This window comes from Anabaena sp. UHCC 0399 (genome assembly GCF_034931465.1).
In the GTDB taxonomy this organism is placed as follows: Bacteria; Cyanobacteriota; Cyanobacteriia; order Cyanobacteriales; family Nostocaceae; genus Trichormus; species Trichormus minutissimus.
The window spans coordinates 66883-81365 of the sequence record NZ_JAYGGZ010000016.1; the positions used below are offsets into that span (position 1 = coordinate 66883).

Here is a 14483-nt window from a genome sequence, read left to right on the forward strand (position 1 = left end):
AATAAATCAAACGAGAAAGATTTTTTCGTTGGTTCTTAATCTTGGTTGTGATTAAAAATTTTTTAGATGCGTTTGAGCGGACCTCCTGGGTACAAATCAACCTCTGAGTCTGGGTCTGGTGGTGGAGATTCTGGAATCGTCCCGAACCCCGGAGACCTACCACCGGGAGTACCATCACCATCAGATGTAAGGTCAAGATTACCCCCATTGATTTGTTCTTGCTCACTCAGAGTAAGTTTAGTGAGAAAATCGATATCTTTCAGTTTTTTCAGGTTATTTTTCATGTTTACCTTTTTTGTTGCTTCAGTGTCTTACTAGCAGATGCAGTTTCCGAAAAAATCAGTCTCTTGTACAGCTTTAGCTGGACTTTATTTATCCAAGATTAAGAACTTTGTTTCTTTTATCTAAAGTTTGACCTTGTTGAGCAATTTTTGCTCGCCTGAGTTCTTTGATAGTTTTAAGTTACTCGAAAGCAGTCTTAGCAAACATCTAATAAATGTCATGACTCAACCATGACATTTGTCATAACTAAGTAAGTCGGTAGAAAAAACACAACCATGTTAAGAAAAAACTAGGCTGAAACCCTGATGCTTTCGTCAACTTACAAAAGTTTTCGGTCTACTCAAGATAGAAAAGAATTGGCAAAAATAGCAGCTTGAGTGCGATCGCGTAAGTTCAGTCGTGTCAAAATATTAGTAATATGGTTTCTCACAGTTCCTTCTGAAAGGTGGAGATCCTGAGCAATTTCTCGATTACTGTAGCCAGTTGCAATCAACTGTAAAACTTCCAGTTCCCTGGATGTGAGTTCTGCAAGTTCAGGTGGTTGCTCTTTTGGTGCTTCTGTCCCAGAAGTGGGTACAACACTCAGCATCTTTTCCAAAATTCCGGGGCCAAAGTGAGTATAGCCTTTGTAAATTGAACGGATTGCTTCTGCAAGTTCTTGTGCGGGCGTATCCTTGAGTAAGTAGCCCTTAGCTCCAAAACGTAATGCCTCAGAGATGTATTGAACATCATCAAATGTTGTTAGAATCAGGATTTTCGTGTCTGGAAACTGCTGACATAATTGTTGGGTAGCTACGACCCCATCCATGACAGGCATACGGATGTCCATCAACACAATATCGGGTTTAGCATCTCCTGTATACAGGCTTTCCATTTGATGAATTGCTTGTTGACCGTTTTCTGCTTCTGCCACTACTTGTAAGTCGGATTGAATCTCTAGTAAGGTTTTCAACCCACGACGCACAATCTCTTGGTCTTCAACAAGCAATACCCGAATCATAAATTAAATCATTCAATAGGTTAGATATTGATAGAAATCCGGTTTAATTACTGAAATCACTCTTAGAGGTAGGGAATAGGGAATAACACAACGGCTTGTGTGCCAAGTTCTTTCAGAAATTTAGATATGACTTTTATATCCACTTTTAGCACTACACAACAGTATATCAGTTACCAGAACCACAGTAAAATTACTAAGAACAATTTTAGATTCTGGAATATAATTTACCCACAAAATAAAAGGCTGGTAATTGTTAGCAATTGTTAGTATTTTTATATTGAAAAATGGCAGTAATCCTACAGCCTGCATTTGGGTTACTGATAATTTCTAAGTCACCACCTAATGCTGTAACCCTCTCTTGCATTCCCTTGAGACCAAATCCCCTAGTATTTTCGGTTACTTGGAAGCCTTTACCATTATCTTGAAGCATGAGTACCGTATGAGAATCTGTACTCTGAATCTGAATGTTAACTGTTGTCGCTTCCGCATACTTACAGATATTAGTCAAGCCTTCTTGTAAAATTCGATAAATAGTTGTATTCACTGGATGGGGCAAGTTTGGTGGGATATGAATGTTACATTCTGGTAAAATGCCAGTTAGTCGATGAAATTCTTCTGTCAGATTAGCGATCGCAGTTGCTAAAAGTTGACTTTGTAGGGGTTCTGACCTGATTAACCCCACAGATTCACGTACCGCTTTTAACGCTTGTGACCCCAGTTGTTTCGCTTCTAACAAACATTCATAAGCTTTGGTAGAGTTATCTGGCCACAAAGCCATAGCTGCTTCCAGTTGAATATTCAGTGCTACCAACGAATGGCCTAGAGAATCGTGAATATCACGGGCAATGCGATGGCGTTCTTCTATAGTTGCCATTTCCTGAAGTCGCAGATTAAGTTCTCGTTCTTGTTCTAAAGCTTTGAGTAAGTCTGCTTCTGCTTGCTGCAACCGGGAATTTTGCACTTGTAGTTGAGCTTGCAATCTCCGACTTGTCAGTTGTGTTTCCATCCGCACAAATACCTCTTCTAACTGAAAAGGCTTACTAATATAATCAACACCTCCAACTGAGAAGGCTTTGACTTTATCAAATGTTTCATTTAAAGCACTGATAAAAATTACCGGAATTTCGCAGGTGCGAGAGTCTGCTTTTAACTGCTGGCAAACTTCATAGCCATTTAATCCTGGCATGGTGATATCTAATAAAATTAAATCGGGCGGTTGAGCCTGAGATCCTATCAATGCTGTTGCCCCATTGGTGACACACCGCACCTCATACCCTTGATTAGTCAGCATTTTCGATAAGAGGCGCAGGTTATCCAAGGTGTCATCAACTATGAGAATATCTCCCTTGTGTAAGTGACTAGCATCCATAAAATTTAGCTCGAATTAAACTCAAGAAATTATCATGATTAATTGTGAAAAATTTCAAGAAAACTATACATTTTTTTATGTGATAAATAAAGATTAACTAATTTCTTGCCCCAGTTACTTTATTGCAAACTTGCCAACACAGATATAACGCTTAATGTTATGTTAATTCAGTTATCAGGAGCTTTCCCGCATAATAATTCTAAATTTCTGTATTTCTGTGCAATAAATTTGCATAAAATGAGATATAAAGACGTATATGGTTTAAAGTTATCGTTTAATTCTCAAGCAATATCATTTAAACATCAAAGCCTAGTTATGAAAAATTTCCAGCAAATGCAGTTAGAAACCGAACTGCCAGTAGTTATTACTGACCAAGAAGGATTTATTACTTATATAAACGAGGCTTTCAAAACTGTTTATGGTTGGACTGCTGAAGAAATCCTTGGGTTTCCTTTAGAAGTTATTATTCCGCAAAGCCTCCATGATTCTCATCGACTGAGTTTTTCCCGCTTCGTGATGACTGAAAAAGCGAAAGTTCTCAATCATCCTCTTTTACTCAAAACTGTAACTAAGGAGGGGATAGAAGTAGAAAGTGAACATTTTATCACGGCTGAAAAACAAGGAGAAATTTGGTTTTTCGCAGCAACAATTTCTCCATTATAAAAAGTAATATTCTTTTAAATTAGGTTATTTTTATGGATAAAGACCCTGCCCTTCAGTTAAATCTGCTGCGTTCAACTTTAGGCAAAATGGAAGTAGCATTAGGGGCTATTGATGATGCAATTGTTTGGACTGGTGAGGACACCAAGGTGCAATGGTGTAATACCGTCTTCGATCGCTTAATTGGTAGACCTCATATTACAATTTTGGGTAGATCACTAATTCAATTACTACCACTAAAACAGCAGGGTCAAGTAATTACTAATGAAGAACATCCGGTGCTAATAGCACTACAAGACCAATTAAAAGCAACAGAATATGAGTTTGAACAATCTCAGGAAACGCTAATTTTGGAAATTTCAGGAAGCTATATCGAACTTGTTGAAAGAGAAAAATGTGCTGTTTTGGCAATTCGTGATATTACCGCTCGTAAACAAACAGAAGCAGCACTCCAACAGGCTAAAGAAGCAGCAGATGTAGCCAATATTGCTAAAAGTCAGTTTTTAGCAAACATGAGTCATGAATTACGAACTCCCCTCAATATTATTTTGGGTTTTACCCAATTACTGACTAGATATGGTTCTCTTGATAACCAACAGCAAGAGTATTTAGATACTATTGCCCGCAGTGGTGAACATCTGTTGAAATTAATTGACGATGTTCTAGAAATGTCCAAAATAGAAGCTGGTAAAACCACATTGAATCAAACTGGTTTTGATTTAAAATATCTTTTGGAAACACTGTACCAAATGTTAAATTTAAAATCCCAATCGAAAGGATTACAATTAATATTTAAACTTGCTCCAGAATTACCCCAATATATCTTCGCTGATGAAAGTAAACTGCGCCAAGTTTTAATTAATTTATTAGGTAATGCCATCAAATTTACCCAAACAGGTAGTGTGACTCTGCGCGTCTGTCAAGATACAGAAGAAATAGACGCAGGGATACGCCTATTATTTGAAATTGAAGATACTGGATCTGGTATTGAATTAATTGACATGGAAAGGTTATTTGAACCTTTTGTCCAAACTCAAACAGGTCAAAACTCTCAAGAAGGAACTGGATTAGGTTTACCCATTAGTCAAAAATTTGTCCGACTCATGGGGGGAGAGATAACTGCTAACAGTCAAGTAGGCATAGGAACAATTTTTAAGTTTGATATCCACACCCAACAAGTTCGACCTGATGAAGTGGAGACAGCAAAATCTAGCCAGCAAGTCATTGCTTTGGCAGCCGGACAGCCAAAATATCGGATTCTGGTAGCAGAAGATAAACCAGAAATTCGCCAGATTATGATTAAGTTGTTGCAACCAGTTGGCTTTGATGTGCGGGAAGTGAATAATGGAGAAGAAGCGATCGCCATTTGTAAAAGTTGGTGTCCTGACTTAGTGTGGATGGATATGCGAATGCCTGTAATGGATGGGTATGAGGCAACTAAGCGCATTAAAACAGCGATTGATTCGCCGCCAGTCGTCATTGCTTTAACTGGTAGTGCATTTGAAGAAGACCGGATTGTTGCTTTATCTACAGGTTGTGATGATTTTGTCCGTAAGCCATTTCGAGTTGAAGTGATTTTTGACAAAATGGCAGAACACTTGGGTGTGAAATATATATATGCAACTGAACAAACTACACAGCCACAATCAGCAGAGATTCCTGTAAATGAATTAAGTAATGCAATGCTCCAAATGCCTGCTGAATGGATAGAACAATTGCATCAAGCAGCAAGGCGAGTCAATTCTAAGCATATTCTCCAACTGATTGCAGAAATTCCATCATCCCAGGCTGGTTTAGCTAAAACGCTAACAAACCTCGTCAATGATTTTTGTTTTGAAGAGATTATCAATTTAACTGAGAATCGTTGACTGTTGATTGTTGACTATTGATTGTTGACCGTTGACTGTTGATTGTTGACCGTTGACTGTTGATTGTTGACCGTTGATTATTGATTGTTGACCGTTGACTGTTGATTGTTGACCGTTGACTGTTGACTGTTGATTGTTGACCGTTGACTGTTGATTGTTGACCGTTGACTATTGATTGTTGACTGTGAACAATCGCAATCAATGATCACAATAGAATATTTTTTATTTCTTTAAGTCTTTCACTGAAGACAATATTACCAGTCTGCAATTAACCTGGCTTTTCTGAGCAAGAATTTCAAGACTGTTTCTTTGCGGGAAATAATATCGGCTCGTCCTTCCATTCCCGGTTGAATATTACATTGATGGTTGCTTCTACCGAATGAAAAGCTTTCTGGGAGTATCATCACCTCATAAACAGAACTCGCACTACCTTGTACGGGATGAGACTGATTTACTTGAGATTTGATAGTGTCTTCAGAAATTTGACTGACAATACCTTTGAGAGTGCCGTAATCGGGATAGGGACAAGCAGAAACCCGCATCTGTACTTCTTGACCTTTTGCCAACTTACTCACATCATCAGGGGAAACTGCGGCTTTGATGACTAAGGGTGCATTGCTAGGGACAATTTGAGCAATTTCTTCTCCCAGTTGCACCGATTGACCGGGGTTTCGCAGGTTGAGTTGAGAGAGAATCCCGTCTTCGGTGACTGTAATCTTGGTTTGGCTGAGGTCGCTTTCTACTTGTTGTAGTTCACTAGTGTCACGCTGAGTCTGATTTTTAATTTGAATCCTCTGCTGTAACAAAGCTTCCCATTCTCGGTTGAGGGTGGCGAGAGTGGCTTGACCGCTAGCAATTTCTTGGGCGATAGTTTGTTTAGCGATCGCAACTTCAGAATCACTGGGATTAAGAGCAGTTTGGGTGCGGCGTAGTTTGGCTCGTTCTGCGGCTACAGCTTGTTGTCGTTGGGCAATAATTTGCTGTTGCGCCTCCATATTAGCTCGTTGCACCTCAACCGCCTGTTTTTGTTGAGCCACATCTAACTGCACTTCTTCTAATTGATTCAAAGATAAAGCACCAGCTTGGACTACTTTCTGATAGCGATCGCGTTTGGCTTGAGCTGCACTCAACGCCGCTTCTGTAGACTGGAGGTTAGCACGAGCTGAACGCAGTTCCACCTGTGCTTGAGACCATTCATTTTGCACTCTCTTTAAGTTCGCCTCGGCTGCTTCTACTTCCGCCTGGACAGTAATTTGTTGGTCTCGATAATTGCGTTGGGTGCGCTGGAATGCGGTTTGAGCCGAAGTCACTACACGGTTTTTGCGCTCGGTTTCCGCTTGAATTTGCCGATTCAAAGCAGTAATTTGGGCATCGATTTGCAGCAGTTGCAGTTGTGTCTGCTGGATGTTGCTTTGCAATTGACTTTTTTGAGTTTGCAGGCGGGAATCATCAAGAGTGGCTAGCACGTCTCCCTTTTTCACTACCTGATTTTCTTTGAAAAAGATATTTGTTACCTGACCTGCTGTAGCTGCTTGCACGAGCCGCAATTCTCCTGTGGGGCGGATACTCGCTTGCCCTTTAACGGTTACTTTATATTCAATAATAGAAGATAGGGCGATCGCTACCCCAACAGCACCGACGAGAACCAGACCGCCTAATCTCGTCCAATTACCAATCGGTGGGAGAAATTCATTGCTTTCAACTAGGGGTAGAGAGTCTGCATTAATTTGGTTAACCATGACAGTTTTCTGGGTAGAGATTAGCGAATGCTGCTGGGGGAAATTGCATTTGGATGACAGTTGCAAGAATTTTTGGTGAAACCATTGACTCTCGATAAATCAACCCCATCGAGAAAATCTAAATGCTCACCTGCTTGACGACACAGAACCTCTGGAGAACCTTGAATTTTTAATTTCCCTTGTTCCAACATGACAATCCAATCAGCTTGCTGGATGACTTTGGGACGGTGGCTAATCAAAATCGTGGTTTGACCTTGGCGGTGAGTTAACAACTGGCTTAATACTTCGGCTTCACTAACCGGGTCGAGTGCGCCAGTAGATTCATCTAGAATTAGGACTGGAGGGTTATTGACAATGGCTCTGGCGATCGCTAATCTCTGCCGTTGTCCACCAGAAAGATTTGCACCAAATTCTCCTAAGACCGTTTGATATTTGTCGGGGAGGTTGCTAATAAACTCATCAGCCCCAGCAATCTGGCAAGCTTGCACAATCTGCTCAAAGCTAATATTAGGTGAACCTAAACGGAAGTTTTCCATAATTGACCGACTCCAAAAGTGCGCGTCTTGCGGAACTAGAACCACTTGTTGGCGGAAGCAATCTAAAGCCAGGTCGTCTAGGTTATAAATGCCAAAGCGAATATTGCCAGACTGGAGTTGATATAAACCGGCAATCAACTTAGCTAGGGTACTTTTACCACAGCCAGATTTGCCAATGAGGGCAATTACCTGACCGCCAGGAATGGTTATAGAAAAATCTTGCAGTAGTTCAACTCTACCTGGATGATGAAAGTTGAGGTTAGTACAGGTAATATCTGCGTTGCTAGAAATTTTTACCCAAGGCTTTTGACTGTTATCTAAAGTTTCTGGGGTCGCGTCAATGACTTCCGTAAGCCGTTGGGTAGCAGTTTTCGCACGGGTAAATTCATCAACAAAGTCGATAGTAGTTTGAATAAAGCTGGTAAAGTTGCCATTCATGCTATTAAATGCCAGAAGCATCCCAATAGATAATTCCTGCCGAATTACTAAGGTGCTGCCGAACCAGATCAAGGCAATACTACCGATGTTAGAGATTAAATTTGAGAAGACACCGTTAACAATGCCAATTTGAATAGTACGGAAGGTAACGTTAGCAAGGCGACTAAATCGACCTTGGAATTCTTCCCAAAATTGTGGTGCTGCGGCAGTAGTTTTTAAGGTGATCGCACCTTTGAAGGTTTCCACCAAAACACCTTGATTTTCGGCTGATAGCACCAAAACGCTGCGAATTTTTTGCTGTAAGGTGGGCAAGAAAATCACTGTGGAGAACGTCATTAAAAGAGCGATCGCACCAGCCACCATTGTCAGTTTTATACTGTAAAACAACATGAAGCCCAAAGAAACCAAGGCAATAAAAAGCTGGCTGGGCAAACTGACAACGACTTGAGAAATTAACTGGTTAATTTGTTCAATATCTTCTAGGCGACTGACAATTTCGCCACTGCGACGGGATTCATAGTAACTTAAAGGTAGGCGGAGAATTTGCCGTCCAAATTCAAAAATTAGTCCTAGTTGCAGACGTTGAGCAAAGTGAGCGACAAGATTTGATTGTGCTAGTCGTAGGCTGCTGCTGACTAGGTGCATAACGATAACACCAATAGCAACACTAGTCAGAAGTTGGGTGTCTCCCCGCACTAGCACATCATCGGTGAGAATTTGCAACAGGAAGGGAGAAGCGAGGGAAAGTAAACCTAAAACCGAGTTGAGTAACAAGGTTTGGCTAAGAATACCGCGATAAGGGGCAATACGCCGCAGGAAGCGACCAAAACCGCCAATTTTCTCTTGTTCATCTTCCTGAGTAAAAAAGCGGACTGGATCGGGTTCTAATAAGAGCATGACTCCGTTTGTCCATGCTTCTAAAAGCCACTTTTTTTCTAGATAACGAATGCCTACACCTGGATCAGCGACGATGTATTTATTGCCTTGCTTACCGTACAAAACTACCCAATGATAACCTTTCCAGTGGATGATAGCTGGTAAGGGAAGGGTTTTTTCGTTGAAAGTCTCCAGAGTTACTTTTACTGCTCGTGCATTGAAACCAAGGGCTTCTGCGCCTTGTTTCAAGCCTAGTAATGTGGTTCCTTGTTGTCTAGTTCCTACTGTTTCCCGGATGTAATTGATGGTGAAGGTCTTGCCATAATATTTGGCAATAGAAGCAAGACTTGCTGCTCCACAGTCTTCTTCGCTATTTTGTTTAACAAGTTGGTATTTCATTATTTATATCTTCTATACTAATTAGTTATTTTTTATGTGAGCCTTTTCTCGTGATAGTGAATAATTTACTTGTTTGAAATTTTCTTGTGCTTTTAATTTTATAAGTTAAATTAAATATACCTTCTGAAATTTTTCAATAACTAAATCCAAAACTAACGCTATTATTTTATTTTTAATAATATATTTTATGTAGATTAATTCTTGTTTAAATGAAGGATATTTTTGTGCAAGTCCATCCTAATTATCTAGGATGGACAAAATTTTATGGCGTATTAAAAGCCTTCATGAATCTATGAAACATGAAGCCTACACCTCTAAGATACATTTAAGGATTCACTTGTAGCATAAGTAAGTTTGCCATTTATTCCACAAATAAGATTAGGGCAACGACCAATTTTAGTTCCACAAAGCCCTCCTGTTATTGCTTCTATGCTTTCAAGATCGAGATCGACTATCTCATTTAAAGACTCAATTTCATTCATATTTTGGGGTACGATCTCATGGTTTTGGTTCATGATATGTCTCCTTCTGTTTTACAGATTGTGTTGTTTACAAAAACTGATTGCGTTGAATATTGAAAGAATGGAAAATACAATCTAATGGGTGGATCTTTGTTTCTCATCTTGAAATTACAAATGATATTGGCAAAAATGAAAATACATCATTATCACGGATGAATTGATTTTCAGTCTGTACAAAGTTTTTCAGGCTTAAAAGATACTTCAATCCTATCGACATAATCTTTATAAGCTTCAGCCGCACTAGAACGGAAGCGATTAGCAAATCCATCACAGTAGTTTGTATGAAATTTACCTTTATGACTCATTGCTAAAGCCGCACAACCACCACCACAATAGAAGGCATAGCGACACTTACGACAAACCGGATTTGATATGACTGTGCGGTTTCGCCAAGTTTGATTTAATTCCTCATTTAAAACTACTTCGTTCTCTTCATTTATGTAGCCAATGCGAATTTTTTGATCCCCTGTTTTTTCCCAACAAGCATAAATATCTCCAAAGGCATCAAAGATGTACATCTTATTGTGTGCGCCACAAAAACTAGCCTTGAAGTTAGGTAATGGATTTTCTTTCTGTTCAAATATCTGTCTTGCCCGATCCATCAAACCATCATCTGGGCGAGTAATTATTTCCATTTGGGGGTATTGCTGGTGCATTCCATCTAATGCTTTATCTAACTCCCAGGAATTGAATGTAGTTTTGATACTTGTGTTGTTATTTAATTCACTAGTAGTAATCGGTGCCGTATAGGTAGAAAAATTTTGGTAGCTGTTCCATCCTCGTGCAATTATCTCATCAGCTAATTCAGGGAGTTCGTGGATATTGTTGCGGTCAATATTCATCCGAATACTGATCTGAACCCCTAAATCTAATGCCTTTGTAATGTTGTGAGCAATTTTCTCAAAAGAACCACTTCCATCAGCATAGATACGTCGCTTGTCATGTTCACTAGGAGGTCCATCAAGAGTGATCTGAAGATTGGAAATTTTATCTTTTCCTAGTATATCTTGATAAGCTTCCAACTCAGTCCCGTTAGTAACAGCCGAAAAACTTGCTTTACCCAAAGACAATGTTTTATTAATGATGTATTCAACAATAGGGCGACTTTCTGCTAACAAAGGTTCGCCCCCAAAGAAAGTAATATTGCGGGGTAAATCCATCTCTTCTGTCACCCCATGTCCTGCCTCAATTTGGGGCATGGCAGCAAATATTCTATCTACTATCTCTGGCTGCATTGTTCGTAGCAAATGTTTAAAAATAGGATTTGTCCGCATATGGTCTTGAAAACAATAGGGACAACGCAGATTACAGCTATAGGTAGGCATAAATATATAACTGGGCATCAAGCGAGATGCTAAATGGTGCAGTTTTATTGCCATCTTGGTGAAGAATTCTTGTTCTTCTTCCAACGTCATTTCGGTCAAGTAACCTCGCTTTATGAGTAACTCTATTGTTTCAGTAGAAGGAGGTATCACGTCACCATCAATCGGTAGTTCAGGACTCCAGTCACCATAGAGAGGTTTTGGGGGACACTTGACTTCTAATGAACGCAAATAAGTAGCTACCCGTTGTGAAACATTATCGTAAGCACCTGTATAGCCATGAACGAGAAGCATTTTTTCTTGATTATTGGGTAAATCAACATAGATTGTGTAACTACTTGTACGCAACATAATTCTTTAAAGGGTATTGTGAACTTGTGATCAAAAATCTGATATAGGAATCCGACTTGATTCTTGCTAAGTATACTGAGAAAGAAACCTTTGTATGACAAGCTTCTAGGCAATTTGGTTTTTCAAAAATCAAATAGGAGTCCTATATATACGAAGCTGTTATTTACTAATTGAAGAGATAGCTCTGGTAATTTTAGTTAGCAAATAGCTTCTTTGAACTAATATTCTTGGCAATTTTCTGCACTCAAGCTGTTACGATATTCTTTATTTTTCTACACTCAAATTAATGAAGTGCAATGCCCAGTTGCTTAAAATTGTTTATGCAAGAGACTCCACGATTTGCTTCTTGATTACCCCCTACAATAGTTTCCAGGCTAGTATTTGTTAATTTAACCAGCCCTGCTGGATTTCCTTCAGATTTCCACGCCCGGATAATGTCAATATTTGTCATGTTTGTACTCCTTCAATGTTTGCAAGGATATTCAGAAATTGACCTTGGCTTTAAGGGATTAACCTGTGTTTCGGTTGTTCTGTGCTTCTCTACGATGGCTTTGAGTGTTTATGCAGCTAGCAGGAAATTTTTTTCCAAAATGTAGAAGTTACCTGGATTGCTGTGTATTACAATTAAGTAGAAATTCGTAAACTCTAAATTTTCTATACTCACATAAATTTCATGCAACCCCGACAGGGCATTATTGAAGTCTTCTCGACCTTTGTGCAGTTTGATGCAGATAGGTTCAGCCTTTGGACGATAGATAGTAAACTACAGCGAAGTATAAAAAAATGCTTAGAAAAATACCCGCAACAAACATCTGATCATTTCTGGGTGCTTTATTGGTACAAAATCTGGCAAATGGAATCCAGTCCTCTAGCGGCGGGGCATATCTCCGCTTATTTGCAGGAGGTATGCTTCTGGGTTGCTAGAAAAATAGCTGTAAACTTTATCAGTCAATTTTCGGTTGCTGATTGTTTTCAGATTGCTATTTCCTGCATTCATAAAATTCTCAAAAATTTTAATGCTGAATACAGCACAAGCTTAAAAAGCTATGCAGAATATGCTTTTGAGCGTTTTCTCAAAGACTCACTACGTTTAGGAAAGGAAGCAGATATCTGCACTGACTGGGCTTTATTGCATAAAATTAGTCGGAGACGTTTGCTAAATGCTTTAGAGAATGCTGGTTGTACCAGTCAAATTATCAATAGTTATGTCTTAGCTTGGGAATGTTTTAAGGAACTCTACACCAGTGATAGCCAAACTATCCGTCAGTTGGGAAAACCGGATACTGCAACATGGGAAGCAATTACTCAGCTATACAATAGACAAAGCTTAAGCCAAATGACTCCAGAAACTTTGGAAAAATGGTTGAGTACCTGCGCTAAATCTGTACGAAACTTTCTTTACCCCAAGTTTGTGTCTGTAGATGCTCCTATTCATGGGCAAGAATCAGGTAATTTATTAGATACATTACCCGCAGATTTACCAGCATCCTTACTTACAGAAATTATTGCCCAAGAAGAAGCCAAAACTAGACAAACACAACAAGCACAATTAAACCAAGTTTTAATAGATGCTGTAGCAGCTTTGGATATTCAGTCTCAAAAATTACTCCAAACTTATTACGAGCAAAAGCTGACTCAACAACAAATTGCCCAACAGCTAGAAATTAAGCAATATTCAGTTTCTCGCCGTCTTACTAGCATTAAACGCTCATTACTCACAACCCTAACGCAGTGGAGTCAAAATCATTTGCATATCTCCCCTACATCCGTCGTAGTGGATGGCGTAAGTAAAAGTCTGGAAGAATGGCTCAACAATTACTATAGAACCTCTTGAGATTATGTTTGATGCTGCTGTGGGTTTCGCTGTTGATAATGACTTGGTTCTAGAAATGATTCAGACATCACCAAATCTAGAGCATAATTACTCTACGTCTGGTGGTTTTCAACGTGCTTGGATCAATCAAGTTTGTTTAACTACGTTTTTAGACTGGTTGCATAAAGAAATTACACCCCATGCTAGAGTGCATCCCAACATGGCTGCTTTACCGAATATTTGGGAAGTAGTCAATGGTACTGCTATCAGTTTTGATAACTCTCGCTTGGTGTTAATTCCTACCTTAGCGATGGATGTGGATGAGTTGCGCGTACCTCAAGAATGGGTAGATATTCCCGAATGGGTGGCTGATTATTACTTAACAGTACAGGTAAATCCTGATGAAGAGTGGATCAGAATTGTGGGCTATACAACTCATCAACAACTGAAAACTTTGGGGGTTTATGATGCAGGCGATGGCGTTTCGCCCAGCGTAGCTGATCGCACTTACAGTTTAGAATCTGATCAGCTCATCTCAGACCTGAATGTGCTTTGGGTAACTCGCCAATTGTCTCCTGAAGAAGTCACCCGTGCGCCGGTTACACCTCTACCACCCTTACCCCAAACCCAAGCAGAAAATTTACTCCAAAGATTAAGTAATGCAGATATCAAATTTCCCCGCCTAGAAGTTCCCTTTCCTCTTTGGGGAGCATTGATAGCACACGGCGGTTGGCGACAACGTTTGTATGAATTGCGTCAAGGAATTATCCAATCAACATCCATCAAGCAATGGCTTCAAGAAGGTGTAACAAATTTTGCTCAACAATTTGGCTGGGAACGGCGGCAGTTTTTAGCCTTGTCTTCAGGGATGCGGAGTCGGGAAAGCCAAGAGTCTATTCTCGGCTTATCTCGACAAATATTAGTATCTGGTAACACTTACGAGTTACGAGTTTTCCCCAAAGGTAATCCAGAAGAACAAATTTGGCGTTTTGAATTACGCAGTGCAAATCCAGACAATATGATTCCTGTAGGGTTTAAACTCTGGCTACTGACGGAAGACTTGCAACCATTTCCTAACAATGAAGATACAGCAACAACGCCTGTAGAAGAATTGTCTGTAGAAGTAATGTTAGAACCGGGTGAAGGGTTAGTTTGGGAAGTCATACCTTTACCAGCAGAATATGAGCGCGAAATTTTACGTTTTTAGTTGCAGCGTAAGTAGTTATCTGTGTCTTTATGGTCTACAAGAATCTATCTTAACCTCAGAGACACAGAGAAGAATCAATATGTTTTCTTGGCTGAAGGTGGT

At 39.7% G+C, this 14483-nt stretch carries 12 protein-coding genes; 4 read left to right on the forward strand and 8 right to left on the reverse strand.

Annotation, left to right across the window (positions count from 1 at the left end; translation table 11 throughout):
• Positions 1–62: 62 nt before the first annotated feature.
• The 3 genes from VB693_RS11275 to VB693_RS11285 all read right to left on the reverse strand — a co-directional run bounded on the left by VB693_RS11275 (position 63) and on the right by VB693_RS11285 (position 2651).
• Entirely contained in the window at positions 63–284 is a 222-nt protein-coding gene (locus tag VB693_RS11275; RefSeq protein WP_323266341.1) for a hypothetical protein, read from the reverse strand.
• A gap of 338 nt (positions 285–622) precedes the next feature.
• Positions 623–1282, reverse strand: coding sequence for a response regulator transcription factor (locus tag VB693_RS11280; RefSeq protein WP_323266342.1), 660 nt, complete (start codon positions 1280–1282; stop codon positions 623–625).
• A gap of 253 nt (positions 1283–1535) precedes the next feature.
• Positions 1536–2651, reverse strand: a complete 1116-nt coding sequence (locus VB693_RS11285) for a response regulator (protein ID WP_323266343.1) — start codon at positions 2649–2651, stop codon at positions 1536–1538.
• 237 nt (positions 2652–2888) lie between these two features.
• Between VB693_RS11285 and VB693_RS11290 the strand changes: the two genes are divergently transcribed.
• Both VB693_RS11290 and VB693_RS11295 read left to right on the forward strand, forming a co-directional pair.
• A complete protein-coding gene (locus VB693_RS11290; RefSeq protein WP_323266344.1) occupies positions 2889–3314 on the forward strand; it encodes a PAS domain S-box protein in 426 nt (141 codons plus the stop codon).
• A gap of 32 nt (positions 3315–3346) precedes the next feature.
• Positions 3347–5179 carry an ATP-binding protein gene (locus VB693_RS11295; RefSeq protein ID WP_323266345.1) on the forward strand — a complete coding sequence of 611 codons (1833 nt, stop codon included), beginning with the start codon at positions 3347–3349 and terminating at the stop codon, positions 5177–5179.
• A 254-nt stretch (positions 5180–5433) separates the two neighbouring features.
• Here the strand turns inward: VB693_RS11295 and VB693_RS11300 are convergent, their stop codons facing one another.
• From VB693_RS11300 to VB693_RS11320, 5 genes are all read right to left on the reverse strand, one after another.
• Entirely contained in the window at positions 5434–6918 is a 1485-nt protein-coding gene (locus VB693_RS11300; protein ID WP_323266346.1) for a biotin/lipoyl-binding protein, read from the reverse strand.
• A 20-nt stretch (positions 6919–6938) separates the two neighbouring features.
• Positions 6939–9167 carry a peptidase domain-containing ABC transporter gene (locus tag VB693_RS11305; RefSeq protein WP_323266347.1) on the reverse strand — a complete coding sequence of 743 codons (2229 nt, stop codon included), beginning with the start codon at positions 9165–9167 and terminating at the stop codon, positions 6939–6941.
• A gap of 314 nt (positions 9168–9481) precedes the next feature.
• The gene (locus VB693_RS11310) at positions 9482–9682 is read right to left on the reverse strand and encodes a hypothetical protein (protein ID WP_190706894.1); all 201 of its coding nucleotides are present in this window, start codon (positions 9680–9682) and stop codon (positions 9482–9484) included.
• Positions 9683–9852: 170 nt separating this feature from the next.
• Positions 9853–11361 (reverse strand): radical SAM/SPASM domain-containing protein, encoded by a 1509-nt coding sequence (locus VB693_RS11315; protein ID WP_323266348.1) that lies wholly within the window; start codon positions 11359–11361, stop codon positions 9853–9855.
• Between the two features lie 283 nt (positions 11362–11644).
• Entirely contained in the window at positions 11645–11812 is a 168-nt protein-coding gene (locus VB693_RS11320) for a DUF1559 domain-containing protein (RefSeq protein ID WP_190706899.1), read from the reverse strand.
• Between the two features lie 222 nt (positions 11813–12034).
• On the opposite strand from VB693_RS11320, the gene VB693_RS11325 reads away from it, so the two are divergent.
• Both VB693_RS11325 and VB693_RS11330 read left to right on the forward strand, forming a co-directional pair.
• Entirely contained in the window at positions 12035–13195 is a 1161-nt protein-coding gene (locus VB693_RS11325) for a sigma-70 family RNA polymerase sigma factor (protein ID WP_323266349.1), read from the forward strand.
• A gap of 4 nt (positions 13196–13199) precedes the next feature.
• Positions 13200–14381, forward strand: coding sequence for a DUF1822 family protein (locus tag VB693_RS11330; protein WP_323266350.1), 1182 nt, complete (start codon positions 13200–13202; stop codon positions 14379–14381).
• Positions 14382–14483 lie beyond the last annotated feature (102 nt).

Excerpts from the sequence above, each read along its gene's own strand:
- VB693_RS11275 (WP_323266341.1), bottom strand. The coding sequence starts at position 284 with ATGAAAAATAACCTGAAAAAACTGAAAGATATCGATTTTCTCACTAAA.
- VB693_RS11280 (WP_323266342.1), bottom strand. The coding sequence starts at position 1,282 with ATGATTCGGGTATTGCTTGTTGAAGACCAAGAGATTGTGCGTCGTGGG.
- VB693_RS11285 (WP_323266343.1), bottom strand. The coding sequence starts at position 2,651 with ATGGATGCTAGTCACTTACACAAGGGAGATATTCTCATAGTTGATGAC.
- VB693_RS11290 (WP_323266344.1), top strand. The coding sequence starts at position 2,889 with ATGAGATATAAAGACGTATATGGTTTAAAGTTATCGTTTAATTCTCAA.
- VB693_RS11295 (WP_323266345.1), top strand. The coding sequence starts at position 3,347 with ATGGATAAAGACCCTGCCCTTCAGTTAAATCTGCTGCGTTCAACTTTA.
- VB693_RS11300 (WP_323266346.1), bottom strand. The coding sequence starts at position 6,918 with ATGGTTAACCAAATTAATGCAGACTCTCTACCCCTAGTTGAAAGCAAT.
- VB693_RS11305 (WP_323266347.1), bottom strand. The coding sequence starts at position 9,167 with ATGAAATACCAACTTGTTAAACAAAATAGCGAAGAAGACTGTGGAGCA.
- VB693_RS11310 (WP_190706894.1), bottom strand. The coding sequence starts at position 9,682 with ATGAACCAAAACCATGAGATCGTACCCCAAAATATGAATGAAATTGAG.
- VB693_RS11315 (WP_323266348.1), bottom strand. The coding sequence starts at position 11,361 with ATGTTGCGTACAAGTAGTTACACAATCTATGTTGATTTACCCAATAAT.
- VB693_RS11320 (WP_190706899.1), bottom strand. The coding sequence starts at position 11,812 with ATGACAAATATTGACATTATCCGGGCGTGGAAATCTGAAGGAAATCCA.
- VB693_RS11325 (WP_323266349.1), top strand. The coding sequence starts at position 12,035 with ATGCAACCCCGACAGGGCATTATTGAAGTCTTCTCGACCTTTGTGCAG.
- VB693_RS11330 (WP_323266350.1), top strand. The coding sequence starts at position 13,200 with ATGTTTGATGCTGCTGTGGGTTTCGCTGTTGATAATGACTTGGTTCTA.